Source organism: Aquella oligotrophica (assembly GCF_002892535.1).
GTDB classification, from domain to species: Bacteria; Pseudomonadota; Gammaproteobacteria; order Burkholderiales; family UBA11063; genus Aquella; species Aquella oligotrophica.
In genome coordinates this window covers 1,281,829-1,295,896 of sequence record NZ_CP024847.1, presented here as the reverse complement: position 1 = coordinate 1,295,896, position 14,068 = coordinate 1,281,829, and the positions used below count along the sequence as shown (strand labels likewise).

Genomic DNA, 14,068 nt, shown 5'->3' with positions numbered 1-14,068 from the left:
TTTTAATTAACGTTTAATTGCTGAATTCCAGCCACTCTCCATTTGGTATTTTCACCTTGAATAGGTTTCGTAAAATGCCACATTTCATTAAAATCAACCGCAGGTGACGTCGGTGATTCACTCACTTTACCGTAAAAGCGAACCGAAGCTACATAGTTATTATTTTCAACAGTTGATTGCATTAATTGACTATCTAACTGGCTAAAATCAGCCACATAATCATTTCCTGAAATCATTTGTTTTAATTCCTGATATAACTCTGGTGTCATATATTTTTCTACTTCACCAACATTTTCTGGAGTATTCATACTTTGGATATGTAGAAACATACCTTTTGCTTGACGCAGAAAATATTGAGATTCAACACCATCAGCCATTCGCTCCATTCCTGCCGGAATTTGCGACTGGATATTTCCTTGCTGCTGCGTATTTCCACCAACTCCTGGCTGAGGTTGTTGACTTTGCGGTGTATAAGCAACATTATCTTTTCTTATCCCGGGGATCTCAAAATTATTATTTACTGGAGCTGAACCTGTAGCTGTACCAAATGGATTCGATGCACCCTGTCCTTGAGGCATTGTCTTACGACGAAATATCATTAACCCAATGAACAAAAGCATCCCAAGAATAGCTATTATACCCCAAGGAATATTTGAGGTCGAAGACGGTGCTGCTTCTCTTACCACTTGAGAACTATTTGATTTGTCACTATTCATAGCTTTACCAAGCATATAACCACCAACAGCTCCGGCTGCTGCACCAGCGACAACAGCTCCCATGCCTGGACCATTACGCTGCTGTCCCGTTGGTTGAGCGGCATAACCACCAGCATTTCCTGAATTGGCTCCACTCTGACTATTTGAGTACTGCTGCGTATTTACATTACGCTGCATACCACTATTTTTGCCACTCCCCATTCTGGCAGCAAAAGCATTTTGACTAAATAAAATACTTCCTGTCAATAATATAATTCCAACTTTTTTTAGATTCGTATTCATTGCAACCATTTCTTTTGATAATTAACTACTCATCCACTATTATATAGCGATGTATCCATTTATTTCAAGCTATCAAGCTATTTAATTCCATACCTTCTCCAGTAATTCAAGATGTTCAACGCTGGTTTTAGTGGCTATTCGCCCTCGTGGGGTTCTTTGTAGGAGACCAGTTTGCATCAAATATGGCTCAATAACATCCTCAATTGTATCTGTTGATTCACCAATAGTTGCCGACAGATTATCAAGACCAACCGGTCCACCATCAAATTTATTGACAATTGCATCCAGAAGCTTGCGATCCATTATATCAAGACCAAGATTATCAACATCTAGCATTTTTAAGGCAGCATCCGCTACTTCCTTACTCACAACGCCATTACTCTTGATATCAGCAAAATCACGTACCCGCCTTAGCAAACGGTTAGCTATGCGAGGAGTCCCTCTTGAGCGAGAGGCAATTTCAAATGCACCCTGACTATCAATCTGCATGTTTAATAACTGAGCGGATCGTTTTACAATAATCGCCAACTCATCATTAGTATAAAACTCCAGCCGAGAAATAATTCCAAATCTGTCTCGTAGTGGATTGGTCAGCATCCCAGCTCTTGTTGTAGCACCGATTAAGGTAAAGGGAGGTAAATCAATCTTTATTGATCTTGCGGAAGGACCCTCGCCAATCATGATATCTAACTGAAAATCTTCCAAAGCTGGGTATAAAACCTCTTCAATTATAGGTGACATCCGATGTATTTCATCTATAAATAACACATCGTGAGCTTCAAGATTGGTTAGTAATGCGGCTAAATCACCAGGTTTCTCAAGAACAGGACCTGATGTCTGTCTAAGATTCACCCCCATTTCACGAGAAATTATATGTGCAAGAGTTGTTTTGCCAAGTCCGGGGGGTCCAAACAGAAGAACATGATCCAACGTTTCATTACGGTTTCTTGAAGCTTGGATAAAAATACCTAACTGCTCCTTGATCTTCTCCTGACCAATATAATCAGATAGTGATTTTGGACGTAATGCACGTTCAAGAGCATCCTCTGCTGGCTCAAATTTTTTAGGAGTACTTATCCGAGGTTCTGTTATCAAATTATCAGTTTTAATCATTTATTCAAAAATTTAAAGATTATTGAAATTATAATATTATACATCATATTGACATATTTAATGATCTAAATAAAAAAAAGCCGGGAAAACCCGGCTTTTAATAAAAATCTGCTATTACACATGAGCCTTGATATAATCAATAGCTTTTTGTACAGTTGTAATTTTTTCAGCTTCTTCATCTGGTATTTCACAGCCAAACTCTTCTTCCAAAGCCATAACTAACTCTACAGTATCTAGTGAATCAGCACCTAAATCTTCAATAAAAGAAGCATCATCTTTAATTGTTGCTTCATCTATTCCTAGCTTGTCAGCAACAACCTTCTTAACTTTAGCTTCAATATTTTCCATGTTTTGACCTTTCAAAAAAATGCTAATTTGGCTGCATCAATATAAAACAATTAGTAAAACTTTGCCATAAATGCAATTACTATAAGTCAGTATAATAATAGATAAAAACTTATTTCGTCAACTAAAATTATCATTATTTTATGACGCCCTACAAAATGAATAAATCCTGGAGGTAGTTATAGGTTAAAATAATTCCCTAGAAAATTTATTTTAGCTTAATTTATGCGCAAAAGTACGTTTAATCTTAACGACCACTTGCTACAGAAGAAAGTACCTATGACTGATAATTTAGAAATATGTTATTTAGACGAAGTAATTATTGAAGGCCAAACTGCAGATGGCAAAAAATTTAGACCAAGCGACTGGGTTGATAGACTATGTGGAATGCTTGCTCAATTTGAGCGACACAAAGTATCATACTCCCCATATTTAAGGCCAATGATGTTTAAAGATATGCAATGCGTAGCAATCAAACGTGAACTTGAAGACAAAAGCCCATCGGCATTTAGTTTTTTGATGCAGTTTGCTAATGATAACAAGCTAGTCGTTACTGATTGTGCCAGCTTTAAAGACAAGGCAAAAGCCAGCTAATGAAGATCATGGTACTAAATGGTCCGAATTTGAACATGCTGGGAACTCGTGAACCCGGGATTTATGGTGTGGCAACTTTACAACAAATTGAATCAAACTTGAAAAATACTATTAGCAGTAGCAGATACGAACTTGAATTTTACCAAAGTAACCACGAGGGCAATATTATCGATAAAATTCAAAATGCCTTAGACAATGAAGTTAAATTCATAATAATTAACCCGGCAGCTTACACCCATACCAGTGTTGCAATCAGGGACGCACTTCTGGCTACTAAAATACCATTCATTGAAGTACATCTATCAAATGTGCATGCAAGAGAACCATTTCGGCATCACTCATACCTATCAGATGTAGCAATTGGTGTAATTTGTGGATTAGGAGCTTATGGCTATACAGCAGCCATGACTTATGCAGTAAAATACTTACAACAACAGGAAGGAAGATAATAATGGATATCAAAAAAATCAAAGCAATCGTTGATATGATCAAGGAATCAGGGATTGCCGAACTTGAAATAACTGAAGGTGAGGATAAATTACGCGTATCTTGCGTAAGTAGCGTTGTTGCGCCAGTGCAACCACTTGCTGCTGCTCCATCAATTCATCAGGTTTCTATCCCTACTTCATTGCCACAACAGACTACAGTAACCCATCAACCAGAAGAAAATAAACCAAAGCAAATTGAAGGCGAAACAATTAATTCACCTATGGTTGGAACTTTCTATCGTGCCTCTTCACCTAATTCTAACCCATTCATTCAAGTTGGGCAAGAAGTTAAGGTTGGACAAGTATTATGTATTATTGAAGCGATGAAGCTTATGAACCAGATTGAAGCTGATAAAGCTGGAACAATCAAAGAAATTTTGGCTGAAGATGGCAAGCCAGTTGAATATGGTCAACCTTTATTTGTAATTGCCTAATTAATTTATCCAAATAAGGGAACTAAAAATGTTTGAAAAAGTTCTGATAGCAAATCGTGGTGAAATAGCTTTACGTGTTCAGCGGGCATGTAGAGAATTAGGTATTAAGTCAGTAGTAATTTACTCTGAAGCGGATCGCGATGCTAAATACGTAAAACTAGCCGATGAAGCAGTTTGTGTTGGTCCTGCTCGCTCAGCACAAAGCTATTTAAATATCCCATCAATAATAGCAGCCTGTGAAATAACTAATGCTCAGGCAGTACATCCTGGCTTTGGTTTCTTGTCTGAAAATGCTGAATTTGCCCGTAGGGTTGAAGAAAGTGGTTTTGTCTTTATTGGTCCAAGAGCTGATGCAATTGCAACTATGGGAGATAAGGTAAAAGCCAAAGAAGCAATGATTAAAGCTGGCGTTCCTGTAGTACCTGGATCTGAAGGTGAATTACCTAATGATGATAAAGAAGTTATCAAAATTGCGAAAAAAGTTGGCTATCCGGTAATCATTAAAGCAGTTGCGGGTGGTGGTGGACGTGGAATGCGTGTTGTTCACGAAGAAAGCGAACTAATTAATGCATTACAGATTACACGTAGTGAAGCTGAGGCAGGTTTTGGGAATCCTGCGGTATATATGGAGCGCTATCTAACCAAACCTCGTCATATCGAGATTCAAGTATTAGCTGATGAGTATGGCAATGTTATCTATTTGGGCGAACGCGACTGCTCAATGCAGCGTCGTCATCAAAAAGTTATTGAAGAGGCTCCTGCTCCAGGTATAACTGCCGCTGAACGCAAAAAAATCGGTGAAGCTTGCGTTGCCGCTTGTAAATTAATCAAATATCGTGGTGCAGGTACATTCGAGTTCTTGTATGAAAATGGAGAGTTTTTCTTCATTGAAATGAATACTCGCGTTCAGGTTGAACATACGATTACCGAAATGATCACTGGTATTGATATTGTTAAAGAGCAGTTATATATTGCGAGTGGTGAAAAACTTCGTTATAAACAAGAAGATGTTGTTCTAAATGGACATGCCATTCAATGCCGTGTAAATGCTGAAGATCCATTTACCTTTGTACCGTCGCCAGGCAAAATTGAAATGTGTCATTTTGGTGGTGGTAACGGTGTTCGTGTTGATTCACATGTTTATGATGGTTATACTGTACCGCCATACTATGATTCAATGATAGCAAAGCTGATTGTTCACTCTGAAAACCGACTGCATGCAATTAATAAGATGCAAGGATTATTAAAAGAAACTAACTTTCAGGGAATAAAAACCAATATTCCATTACATCAAGAAATGTTGTCTGAACGTGGTTTTGTTGAAGGTGGACAATCAATCCACTACCTTGAGAACTATCTAAAACAACGTAAAGGCTAATTTAGCCTGATACATAGTTGATTAAGCACGGATTTGTCCGTGCTTTTAATTTTATAAAAGAATAATAAAAAATGAGTTTTAAACAATTAAAAATCAAGGTTGATTCAGAAAAAGCAGATTTATTAGGTGATGCTTTTTTTGCTGAAGATGCCCTATCGGTAAGTGTTGAGGATCAATTTGAAGGCACTGAATTTGAAGAACCTATCTTTAATGAACCGGGTATGGAAGTTGAGAAACTGTGGCAACATAGTTTGTTAGTTGTTTTATTAACAGAAGATTGTGATATTGATCAAATTGTAAGTAATGTACAGAAAAAAACTAAGCTTAATTTTGATTATGAAATTGAAAATATAGATGATCAAGACTGGGTTAGATTAACTCAGAGCCAATTTGAGCCAATTAAGATTACTAATAAGTTATTTATTGTTCCATCATGGCACGAGCTTCCGATTGCTGATGCAACTGGTATCATTCTTGATCCCGGGTTAGCATTTGGAACTGGTTCCCACCCTACTACATTCATGTGTCTTGAATGGCTTGCAAAAAATGTATCAATCACCAATAATATACTTGATTATGGTTGTGGTTCAGGTATTCTTGCAATTACTGCTGCAAAGCTGGGTGCAAAAGCAGTAACTGGGGTTGATATTGATAAACAAGCAATCGAGTCAAGTCTTTATAATGCGGAAGTAAATCAGACTCAGGTAAATTTCTTCCTACCAGATAAGTTTAAACCCACAACATATGATATTGTTGTTGCTAATATACTATCTAATCCACTTAGAATGCTAGCAAGTGCTCTTGCAGGATATGTACGTCCGGGGGTAAAATAGTTTTATCCGGTATTCTTGATAGCCAAATAGAAGAAATGAGTGGTATATATCAGGGGTGGTTTGACATGCAGGTTTATAAGATTATGGAGGGCTGGGTTTGTTTAGAAGGGATAAAACGCTAATGCAGCGTAAAAAAGCGTTTGTTATGGCGGAAGAATATCTGGACCAAAGCAGCGACCTTAGTAATATCCGCGCAATAGCAAGTGAATTGCAACAAATAAATAAGGCACTAGCGAATTACGCTACTAACTTCCTTGATTTCTGTCACGCTGGAGCAATAGATTATCCAAATGATACTTTAGTTTTATATTGCAAAAACAATGCTAGCTTCCATCAGATAAATCAGCAGATCCCATACATAAGAACATATCTTGAAAATAATGGAATAAATTTTCATAAAATTCTAGTCAAGGTAAGACCATCAGCCTATCAGCCAATTAATAACAGAAAAAAAGCTAAAAAAGAATTAACAGATAAACAAAAAGAAATGCTCGCCAAATTTGCAACAGCAATAAATCGACCTGATTTGCTAAAAGAGCATCATGAAGCTAAAGAAGAACTTGAAGAAGGATGGGAAATAAAACTTTAATTTTCATCTTCCATTAAACATAATTTGCATCTTTTAGCAACAGATGCTCCAAATTGTAGAACTATACATGCCAAAAAAGTAGCAATCAATAACAAGCTGGCATTTTCTATTAGGCACATGTGCTATAATTTTAAATTCTAATTTTTATTGAGTATCACCAATGGCTAAACAGCAAGGACATCCAAAAGGTCTAATCTTTCTCTTTCTTACAGAAATGTGGGAACGATTTAGTTTTTATGGTATCTCGGGAATCCTTGTTCTTTACCTCACTAAAGCCTTAAATGTAAGCGCTACTGATGCAAGTCTTATTTCTGGTGCATATATGGCATTTACTTTCCTCGCGCCAATACTTGGTGGTTGGGTAGCAGACAAATTAATTGGCTATACTTGGTCGGTTATAATTGGTGGAATCATTATTTTTGCCGGAAATGTTATTCTAGCACTACCAACAGGTATCGAGGGAGTTTATCTTGGACTGGCAACTGTAGCTATTGGAACGGGCTTTTTAAAATCAACGGTTTCAGTATTGGTTGGTCAGCTCTACACTAAAGATGATAATAGGCGTGATAGTGCTTATACAATATTCTATATGGGCATAAATCTTGGTTCAATTCTTGCCGGATTAATCATTTCTTATGTTGCAGAAATGATTAATTGGCATTATGCATTTGTATTAATTGCAATTGGTATGGGTTTTGGTCTGGCTATTTTCATAACTGGTTATAAAAAAGGTGTTTACTCGGAAACCTCAAACATCGTTAATCAGGCAAATCTGAAACGGAAAATCCTTCTTTTCAATGGTGCAATCTGGCTCATTATTGGCACCATTCTTTGTATAACTCTGATTTTTATATTATTAAGCTCACCTGGTAATACCAAGATTGTTATTACAGCGATAAGTATTGGCATGCTTTTATATATTGCAATTCTGGCTTTTCGCTGTGATACCAAACAGGAACGTAATCAGGTATTATCAATTCTTATCTTCATAATTACTGCGGTATTTTTCTGGTCATTATATAAACAAATGTTTAATTCAATGGCACTATTTATTGATAAAGACATTGATAGAAGCTTTATGGGTAACGTAATTCCGACAGGAATGTTTGTACTAGTTCCTAATTCAATTTTCATTATTCTACTAGCCTCAGTATTTGCCAAAATCTGGATGGTACTTGAAAGTAAAGGTAAGAATCCATCTAGTCCAACAAAATTTCTAATTGGATTACTCTTTACTTTGGCTTCATTTTCGGTACTAAGTTTTGGCGCATACCTTGCGCAATCCTCTGGACAACCAAGCTCAATGTTTTGGCCTATCTTTGGTATTTTTTTACTTACCTGTGCCGAATTATGCATTTCACCGGTTGGACTATCAATCGTTAGTAAAATGGCACCAGAAAAATTTGCAGCATTTTTAATGGGATCATGGTTCTTGGCAAGTTCAATCGGTTCTTATATATCTGGCTTACTCTCAAGTCTAGTTACATTACCTAAAGGTGAAATTACCGTAGCAATTAGCTCCGAGGCATATTTTAGCCTTTTTTCAAAATGCTCGATAGGTATGGCAATAATGATTACAGTTTATACTATATTTCTGCCGTTGATAAAAAAACTTACTGGAGATAAATTACCACATCAGATAAAAGAAGATATTGAGCATTAACTTTGAATCTATTAATTACTCTTCAAGAGAGATTAACACAGAAATAATCTGAGCTCCAAGAAGGAAAATAATAGAAATAATATATAACCATAAAAGAAAAATCGGAATAGCGGCCAATGATCCATAAAGTATATTTTGAGCATTACTAAAACTTCGAATATAAACAGCAAAGCCAAACTTTGCCAACTCAAAAAGCACTGCTGATGTAAGTCCAGCAATAAAAGCTAATCTGAATGGTATAGGTGTGTGGGGAACAAATTTATAGATGAGACTAAAGGCAAGAAAAGAACTTAAATATTGCAAAAAACTAATAATGAAAGAAAATCTGGTAAAAGAATAAAGTGGTAAATAATGAGTTAATACTTCGTGTGCACCAAATAAAATAATCCCACTTAAAATTAACCCAGCAAAAACAGCCAAAATTAGTATCAATTTTAAACCAATATTCAGATCACTTTCATTAAACCCTAATAACTGATCCATACAATAACGCAAAGTATTTATCATTAATAATGAAGTAATAAAAAGAACTGCTAGACTGATAATTGATAAATCTAGCGAATGTGCTTGAAAATTCTGCATATAACGAGCAACCTGCTTACCAATAACAGGCAAATAATTGGTAAAAATCTGATTTTCATATTGCGTGTATATTTTAGCCGGAATAAATAAAGTAATAATACTGGCAATTGAAATAAAAAAAGGCGCAAAAGACATTAGAAATGTATATGCCAAGGAACTCGCTTTTTGTAAACCATCTTTCTGATAAAATCCATAGAAAATCTCAATTAAGATATAAATTATTTTTTTCTGTTTTGTCATTCTTACTTTATCGTACCATTTTATATATAAAACTGATTGTTATGAGGAGAATTTTAACTGAATCCGCTCTGACATTATCAAAGACACTTCTGCCCAATCCTGATCAGTAACCGCAAATACCAACGAATCACGCACCCTGCCAGATTGAGTAATTGCATGGCGTCTTAGTATACCTTCATGGATAAAGCCTAATTTTAGCATGGCTTGCTTTGATTTTTCATTAAGCGCATCGGTTTTCCATTGCACTCGATTAAAGCCAAGCGTATTTATCAGATAATCAATTAGTAGATATTTATTTAATGGATTATAGCCACTACCCTGATATTCTTTAGCTAGCCAGCTTGACCCCATCTCTAGACGCTTATGCCTGAAGCTAATTTCATATAAAGAACTAGTACCAATGATCTTTTTTGTTTTATTATCAATAATTACTAGTAATGCGAGACTTTCCTTCGCTACCTCGGCGAGCTTTTCATTAACAAAATCATCGCAAGTTGGATATTGAGTGAAAAACCAAGTAAAAAACTCTGAATCAAATATTGCCCTCAAACCATCAAGATCACTATCACGATAATTACGGATAGTAACTAATTCATGCTGAATATGAATATTCTGTAAGTTTTCAAAAGTAATCATTTAACATCCTAAAAGTGAACTTTCACTTAATAATAATTGCCCTAGCCTCGCGTTGGCTCCAAATTCCTTAATACCAATTTCAATGCAATATAACCAATAAACGAAGAAAAAGCATACATAAAAACAACCGCAATTGCCGCACCATTGATTGAATAATACTTAACCATCAAATAGGTAACAATAATATTTACTACTAGTATAAATCCCGTTAAATAAAAGCTAAGTCTGGCTTTACCCATTGCTGCAAGAATGTTACCATTAATAGTCCTAAATGATGCGATTATCCAGTACCCAAAACTAATAATCTGAAATGGCAAGATACTATCCTGATAACTCTTACCAAAGATTAATAAAATTAATGGCTTGGCAAGCAAAATAAGAAAAAAGCTAGTACTAGCACTAAAAGCAAACATTCTTAAAAAGATATAACGTGATAACTGTCTTATCTTAGCTGGATCATGCGCATTTTTGGCAAATTCAGGGTAAAAATAATTTACCGCAATATTTGGAATAAAATTAATTGCAAACGGAATTATCGTGGCTACTCGGTAGCTCGCAATTAATTGCGGTTCCTTAACTATATAACTGATAATTATTATATCTAATACAAATAACAGTCCAGAAAAAGCATTAGCCAGTGTGGTAAAAAAAGAATAACTGATAAATTGTTTTCGATTAATCAAGCTAGTATCTTTTTTGGCAAAACCAATAATAGCAGGAAGCTTAAATTTCCAACTTGAAAATATCAGCATAATAACATAAGCAATATAAGTAAAATAGATCAGTCCATAGAGGTGAAATAGCATAATCCCAACTATATTCGCTAATAAGAGTAGACTATTATTTATAATAAGAAAATAACCTTGTATTCGGTTTTGTCCACTGGCACGCAAATATGCCTGAAAAATATCAATATATAATCTGCCAACCGGGAATAATGCCATCGTCAGTAAAATTGGTCTGGCTGCTGGAATCGGCAAGGGAAAAATTAATGCATAAGCAATAATAACAATAGCAATAAGGAGATTGAAAAAAATCCCAACTTTGAAAGCAAACTGAAGAACGGCAACTCTTTCAGATTGGTCTTTTGACCTACTTACATATTGAAGTACTCCGCTTGCTGCGCCAAAGCCATTTAATAAGAGGAATAATGAAATAATATTAAAAGCAAAGGTATAGACACCAAAATCATGTTTCCCTAATAGTCGAACATAGATAATTGAGCCACAGAAAGTAATTAAGTAAGAAAAGACATTGGCAAAGAGCGTAAAGAAAAATTCGCCTTTTAGTTTATTGACAATTTTTGGCAATGACATTTAAATAAACCTAAAATTTACTGATATAATTCAATAAATTTATTAATATTACATTTTAGCGTTGCCTTATTTTCTATCAACTGATAATTGAAATCGTATAAACTCTGATAGGCTTCAGGATTATCCGCTATTTTCGCAGCCTTAATAATCTCAAGCTGTAGCTCATTTAGATTAACAGAAATAAAGCCATTATAATCATTAATCACCCATTCCAGATTAGCAGGCAAATTTGATAAAACCGGGACACAGCCATACGCCATCGCTTCAAGAAGACTTGATGCAGTACCATCACTTTCTGGAACTGAAACAAATACTCTTGCTATTTTATAGTATTCAACCAGCTCTTTATATGGAATCATGCCAGTAAACTGGATATTATCTGCAACTCCAAGCTTCTGGGCTAATTTACGTAAATTATCACTTTCTTCGCCACCTGCGGCTACTATTAGTTGATAATCAGCATCCAGCAGTTGATTATTTATTAAGCCAGCAAAAGCACTAATAATCTTATCAATCCGATATAGTGGTTTATGTAATCGATTTGATAAAATTAGTTTCTTTTTATTACGAATCTCATGCTTTAATGGTAGCTCTTGGATTCCAAAATTAATCGTATGAATCGGCTTGGTAACTCCATTTAGTAATTGATTGATCACCCCCGACATATAAAGTGAGTCTGAGGTAATAACATCGGCATTTATTAGACTATATCTAACTATTCTAGCAAGAATCCGGTTCTCTTTGGGCAACAGAAGAACATCCGATCCCCAGGCGGTTAGGATTGTTTTTGGCTTAAATTTTAAGCTTCGGATGGCACGTAAGCTATGCCAAGCATAACTATTTGCTTGATGAATATGGACAATCTCCGGCTTTTCAATATTTAGTATCTCGGCAATCTGTTTTTTAGCTTTGATATTAGTTAAGGCAAAATTGACTGTATATTGTTTTAAATCAGCAAATTCTGGCATTTGCAGATTAGTAACAATTGCAACTTCATAATTACTATTATCAAGTATTCCTTGAATAAATCTTTTACAATGGATTGAATTAGAGCCAATTACTACGAGCTTACTAGTCATTTGCCCATTCCGCATAATACTCTGCTAATTCAGGATATTCATTGAGTAATTTACTGTCTTTTACCCGAGTATCACCAACAACCTGAGCCGGATTCCCGGCAATTATTGCAAAATCAGGAAACGCTCCTTTTACTAGGCTATAAGCAGTAACCAGTGAACCCTTGCCAATTTTACTTCCCGGCATTATTACTGAATGTGCACCAATGAAGGTATATTTACCGATTATTACCTCACCAGTAATGTATCCTTTATGGCGACCATTATGCGGAATATAGTGCTTACCGTAGAGTCGAACAGATTGATGCGATGAGTGAGTAAGAATGCTGATAAAATTAGAAATCTGGCACCCTTCACCAATCATAATGCGATTACTAGCATCAAGAATATTATAATGCCCAATAAAAACATTATCAGCAATATTAAGATTCTCAGGGTTTACAATATCCACTGTATTACTAATGCGAGTTTTTGCCAGATAGGTACCATCAAAAGAAGTATAGCCAAGCACCATTCTTGGCTTGGCTATATATTTGTTTAATAGGTTTAGAAATTGCCAAACAAACTTCTTCATTAACGAGACCTAAATCATCTCTGGAGTTATAACGACCTTCTCAGATTGAAGTTCTGGTAAATCATACATTTTTTCCAAAAGTAGATTTTCCATGATTGAACGTAAGCCACGAGCACCAGTTTTGCGAGCTAGAGCTTTTTTAGCAACCGCCTTGATTGCACCATCAGCAAATTCAAGATTTACATTATGTAAATTAAATATTTTCTGGTATTGTTTGACTAAGGCATTTTTTGGTTGAGTTAAGATTTCCACCAAAGCATCCTCATCTAATTCCTGTAAAATTGCATGAACAGGCAAGCGCCCGATAAACTCAGGAATCAAACCAAAACGTACCAGATCGGATGGCTCAGTATCTTTTAAAAACTGGTTTTTACTGATAACATCTGACTTGCTATTTACCTGTGCACCAAAGCCAATACCCGATTTTTCGGTACGCATTTGAATAATTTTTTCGAGTCCATCAAACGCACCACCACAGATAAATAGGATTTCGCTAGTATCCAGCTGAATCATTTCCTTACCGGGATGCTTACGTCCGCCTTGTGGTGGAACATTGGCAACTGTCCCCTCAACTAGCTTTAATAATGCTTGCTGTACCCCTTCACCGGATACATCACGAGTAATTGATGGATTTTCACTTTTTCGCGCAATTTTATCAATTTCATCGATATAAACAATCCCGTGCCGAGCTTTTTCAACATCATAATCACAATTTTGCAATAATCTGGTCAAGACATTTTCAACATCATCACCAACATAACCAGCTTCAGTTAAAGTGGTAGCATCGGCTATCGCAAATGGCACATCAAGAAACTTAGCCAGTGTCTGTGCCAATAATGTTTTTCCTGACCCTGTTGGACCAATTAGTAAAATATTACTTTTAGCTAGCTCAATATCATCTTCGCTTTGTTTATTGGAGCGCACTCGGTGAAAATGATTATATACCGCAACGGATAAAATCTTTTTGGCTTGTTCCTGTCCGATTACATATTTATCCAGCTCCGAATTTATTTCACGTGGCGTAGGAATTGGTTTTTCAACTTCAACTGCTTCTTGAGAATTTATATCCTTATCATCAGGTGCTGATTTTAAAATCTCACCACATTGTTTGATACACTCATCACAAATAAAGCCCTGTTGTCCGGCAATTAAATGCTTAACCTGATTTTCAAGTTTACCACAAAACGAACATTTTTTTACACTCATATC

15 protein-coding genes and 1 pseudogene are annotated in these 14,068 nt (G+C 35.7%); 7 read left to right on the top strand and 9 right to left on the bottom strand.

What is annotated here, in order from left to right; translation table 11 throughout:
- Window positions 1-2 precede the first annotated feature (2 nt).
- The 3 genes from CUN60_RS05985 to acpP form a co-directional block, all read right to left on the bottom strand.
- On the bottom strand, window positions 3-998 hold the full coding sequence (locus tag CUN60_RS05985) for a Tim44 domain-containing protein (protein ID WP_158649309.1): 996 nt from the start codon (window positions 996-998) through the stop codon (window positions 3-5).
- Window positions 999-1,079: 81 nt separating this feature from the next.
- Window positions 1,080-2,111 (bottom strand): Holliday junction branch migration DNA helicase RuvB, encoded by a 1,032-nt coding sequence (gene ruvB / locus CUN60_RS05980; RefSeq protein WP_102951159.1) that lies wholly within the window; start codon window positions 2,109-2,111, stop codon window positions 1,080-1,082.
- 114 nt (window positions 2,112-2,225) lie between these two features.
- Complete coding sequence (gene acpP / locus CUN60_RS05975) at window positions 2,226-2,459, bottom strand: acyl carrier protein (RefSeq protein ID WP_102951158.1); 234 nt, start codon at window positions 2,457-2,459, stop codon at window positions 2,226-2,228.
- Window positions 2,460-2,735: 276 nt separating this feature from the next.
- Between acpP and CUN60_RS05970 the strand changes: the two genes are divergently transcribed.
- The 7 genes and pseudogenes from CUN60_RS05970 (at window position 2,736) to CUN60_RS05940 (ending at window position 8,435) form a co-directional block, all read left to right on the top strand.
- A complete protein-coding gene (locus CUN60_RS05970) occupies window positions 2,736-3,050 on the top strand; it encodes a DUF3579 domain-containing protein (RefSeq protein ID WP_102951157.1) in 315 nt (104 codons plus the stop codon).
- The gene (aroQ, locus tag CUN60_RS05965; RefSeq protein ID WP_102951156.1) at window positions 3,050-3,499 is read left to right on the top strand and encodes a type II 3-dehydroquinate dehydratase; all 450 of its coding nucleotides are present in this window, start codon (window positions 3,050-3,052) and stop codon (window positions 3,497-3,499) included. Before CUN60_RS05970 ends, aroQ begins: the two co-directional genes overlap by 1 nt.
- Window positions 3,500-3,501: 2 nt before the next feature.
- Window positions 3,502-3,972, top strand: coding sequence for an acetyl-CoA carboxylase biotin carboxyl carrier protein (gene accB, locus CUN60_RS05960; RefSeq protein ID WP_102951155.1), 471 nt, complete (start codon window positions 3,502-3,504; stop codon window positions 3,970-3,972).
- A 28-nt stretch (window positions 3,973-4,000) separates the two neighbouring features.
- A complete protein-coding gene (gene accC / locus CUN60_RS05955; RefSeq protein WP_102951154.1) occupies window positions 4,001-5,350 on the top strand; it encodes an acetyl-CoA carboxylase biotin carboxylase subunit in 1,350 nt (449 codons plus the stop codon).
- 71 nt (window positions 5,351-5,421) lie between these two features.
- A pseudogene (prmA, locus tag CUN60_RS05950) lies at window positions 5,422-6,305 on the top strand (50S ribosomal protein L11 methyltransferase).
- Window positions 6,305-6,772, top strand: coding sequence for a hypothetical protein (locus CUN60_RS05945; protein WP_102951153.1), 468 nt, complete (start codon window positions 6,305-6,307; stop codon window positions 6,770-6,772). The pseudogene prmA and the gene CUN60_RS05945 overlap by 1 nt, the downstream one beginning before the upstream one ends.
- 160 nt (window positions 6,773-6,932) lie before the next feature.
- Window positions 6,933-8,435 carry a peptide MFS transporter gene (locus tag CUN60_RS05940; protein ID WP_102951152.1) on the top strand — a complete coding sequence of 501 codons (1,503 nt, stop codon included), beginning with the start codon at window positions 6,933-6,935 and terminating at the stop codon, window positions 8,433-8,435.
- Window positions 8,436-8,450: 15 nt separating this feature from the next.
- Here CUN60_RS05940 and CUN60_RS05935 read toward each other — a convergent pair whose 3' ends face one another.
- The 6 genes from CUN60_RS05935 to clpX are packed head-to-tail and all read right to left on the bottom strand — an operon-like array spanning window position 8,451 to window position 14,065.
- Entirely contained in the window at window positions 8,451-9,257 is an 807-nt protein-coding gene (locus CUN60_RS05935) for a YihY/virulence factor BrkB family protein (protein WP_102951151.1), read from the bottom strand.
- A gap of 39 nt (window positions 9,258-9,296) precedes the next feature.
- Window positions 9,297-9,893: a GNAT family N-acetyltransferase gene (locus tag CUN60_RS05930; RefSeq protein WP_102951150.1), complete on the bottom strand. Its 597-nt coding sequence runs from the start codon at window positions 9,891-9,893 to the stop codon at window positions 9,297-9,299.
- A 41-nt stretch (window positions 9,894-9,934) separates the two neighbouring features.
- Window positions 9,935-11,209, bottom strand: a complete 1,275-nt coding sequence (locus tag CUN60_RS05925; RefSeq protein ID WP_102951149.1) for an oligosaccharide flippase family protein — start codon at window positions 11,207-11,209, stop codon at window positions 9,935-9,937.
- 17 nt (window positions 11,210-11,226) lie between these two features.
- Window positions 11,227-12,288: a glycosyltransferase family 4 protein gene (locus CUN60_RS05920; protein WP_158649308.1), complete on the bottom strand. Its 1,062-nt coding sequence runs from the start codon at window positions 12,286-12,288 to the stop codon at window positions 11,227-11,229.
- Window positions 12,281-12,859 carry an acyltransferase gene (locus tag CUN60_RS05915; RefSeq protein ID WP_102951147.1) on the bottom strand — a complete coding sequence of 193 codons (579 nt, stop codon included), beginning with the start codon at window positions 12,857-12,859 and terminating at the stop codon, window positions 12,281-12,283. Before CUN60_RS05915 ends, CUN60_RS05920 begins: the two co-directional genes overlap by 8 nt.
- Before the next feature lie 9 nt (window positions 12,860-12,868).
- Window positions 12,869-14,065, bottom strand: coding sequence for an ATP-dependent Clp protease ATP-binding subunit ClpX (clpX, locus tag CUN60_RS05910; RefSeq protein WP_102951146.1), 1,197 nt, complete (start codon window positions 14,063-14,065; stop codon window positions 12,869-12,871).
- Window positions 14,066-14,068: the final 3 nt, after the last annotated feature.

Coding starts and splice junctions, on each gene's coding strand:
- CUN60_RS05985 (WP_158649309.1), bottom strand. CDS start 998: ATGAATACGAATCTAAAAAAAGTTGGAATTATATTATTGACAGGAAGT.
- ruvB (WP_102951159.1), bottom strand. CDS start 2,111: ATGATTAAAACTGATAATTTGATAACAGAACCTCGGATAAGTACTCCT.
- acpP (WP_102951158.1), bottom strand. CDS start 2,459: ATGGAAAATATTGAAGCTAAAGTTAAGAAGGTTGTTGCTGACAAGCTA.
- CUN60_RS05970 (WP_102951157.1), top strand. CDS start 2,736: ATGACTGATAATTTAGAAATATGTTATTTAGACGAAGTAATTATTGAA.
- aroQ (WP_102951156.1), top strand. CDS start 3,050: ATGAAGATCATGGTACTAAATGGTCCGAATTTGAACATGCTGGGAACT.
- accB (WP_102951155.1), top strand. CDS start 3,502: ATGGATATCAAAAAAATCAAAGCAATCGTTGATATGATCAAGGAATCA.
- accC (WP_102951154.1), top strand. CDS start 4,001: ATGTTTGAAAAAGTTCTGATAGCAAATCGTGGTGAAATAGCTTTACGT.
- CUN60_RS05945 (WP_102951153.1), top strand. CDS start 6,305: ATGCAGCGTAAAAAAGCGTTTGTTATGGCGGAAGAATATCTGGACCAA.
- CUN60_RS05940 (WP_102951152.1), top strand. CDS start 6,933: ATGGCTAAACAGCAAGGACATCCAAAAGGTCTAATCTTTCTCTTTCTT.
- CUN60_RS05935 (WP_102951151.1), bottom strand. CDS start 9,257: ATGACAAAACAGAAAAAAATAATTTATATCTTAATTGAGATTTTCTAT.
- CUN60_RS05930 (WP_102951150.1), bottom strand. CDS start 9,893: ATGATTACTTTTGAAAACTTACAGAATATTCATATTCAGCATGAATTA.
- CUN60_RS05925 (WP_102951149.1), bottom strand. CDS start 11,209: ATGTCATTGCCAAAAATTGTCAATAAACTAAAAGGCGAATTTTTCTTT.
- CUN60_RS05920 (WP_158649308.1), bottom strand. CDS start 12,288: ATGACTAGTAAGCTCGTAGTAATTGGCTCTAATTCAATCCATTGTAAA.
- CUN60_RS05915 (WP_102951147.1), bottom strand. CDS start 12,859: ATGAAGAAGTTTGTTTGGCAATTTCTAAACCTATTAAACAAATATATA.
- clpX (WP_102951146.1), bottom strand. CDS start 14,065: ATGAGTGTAAAAAAATGTTCGTTTTGTGGTAAACTTGAAAATCAGGTT.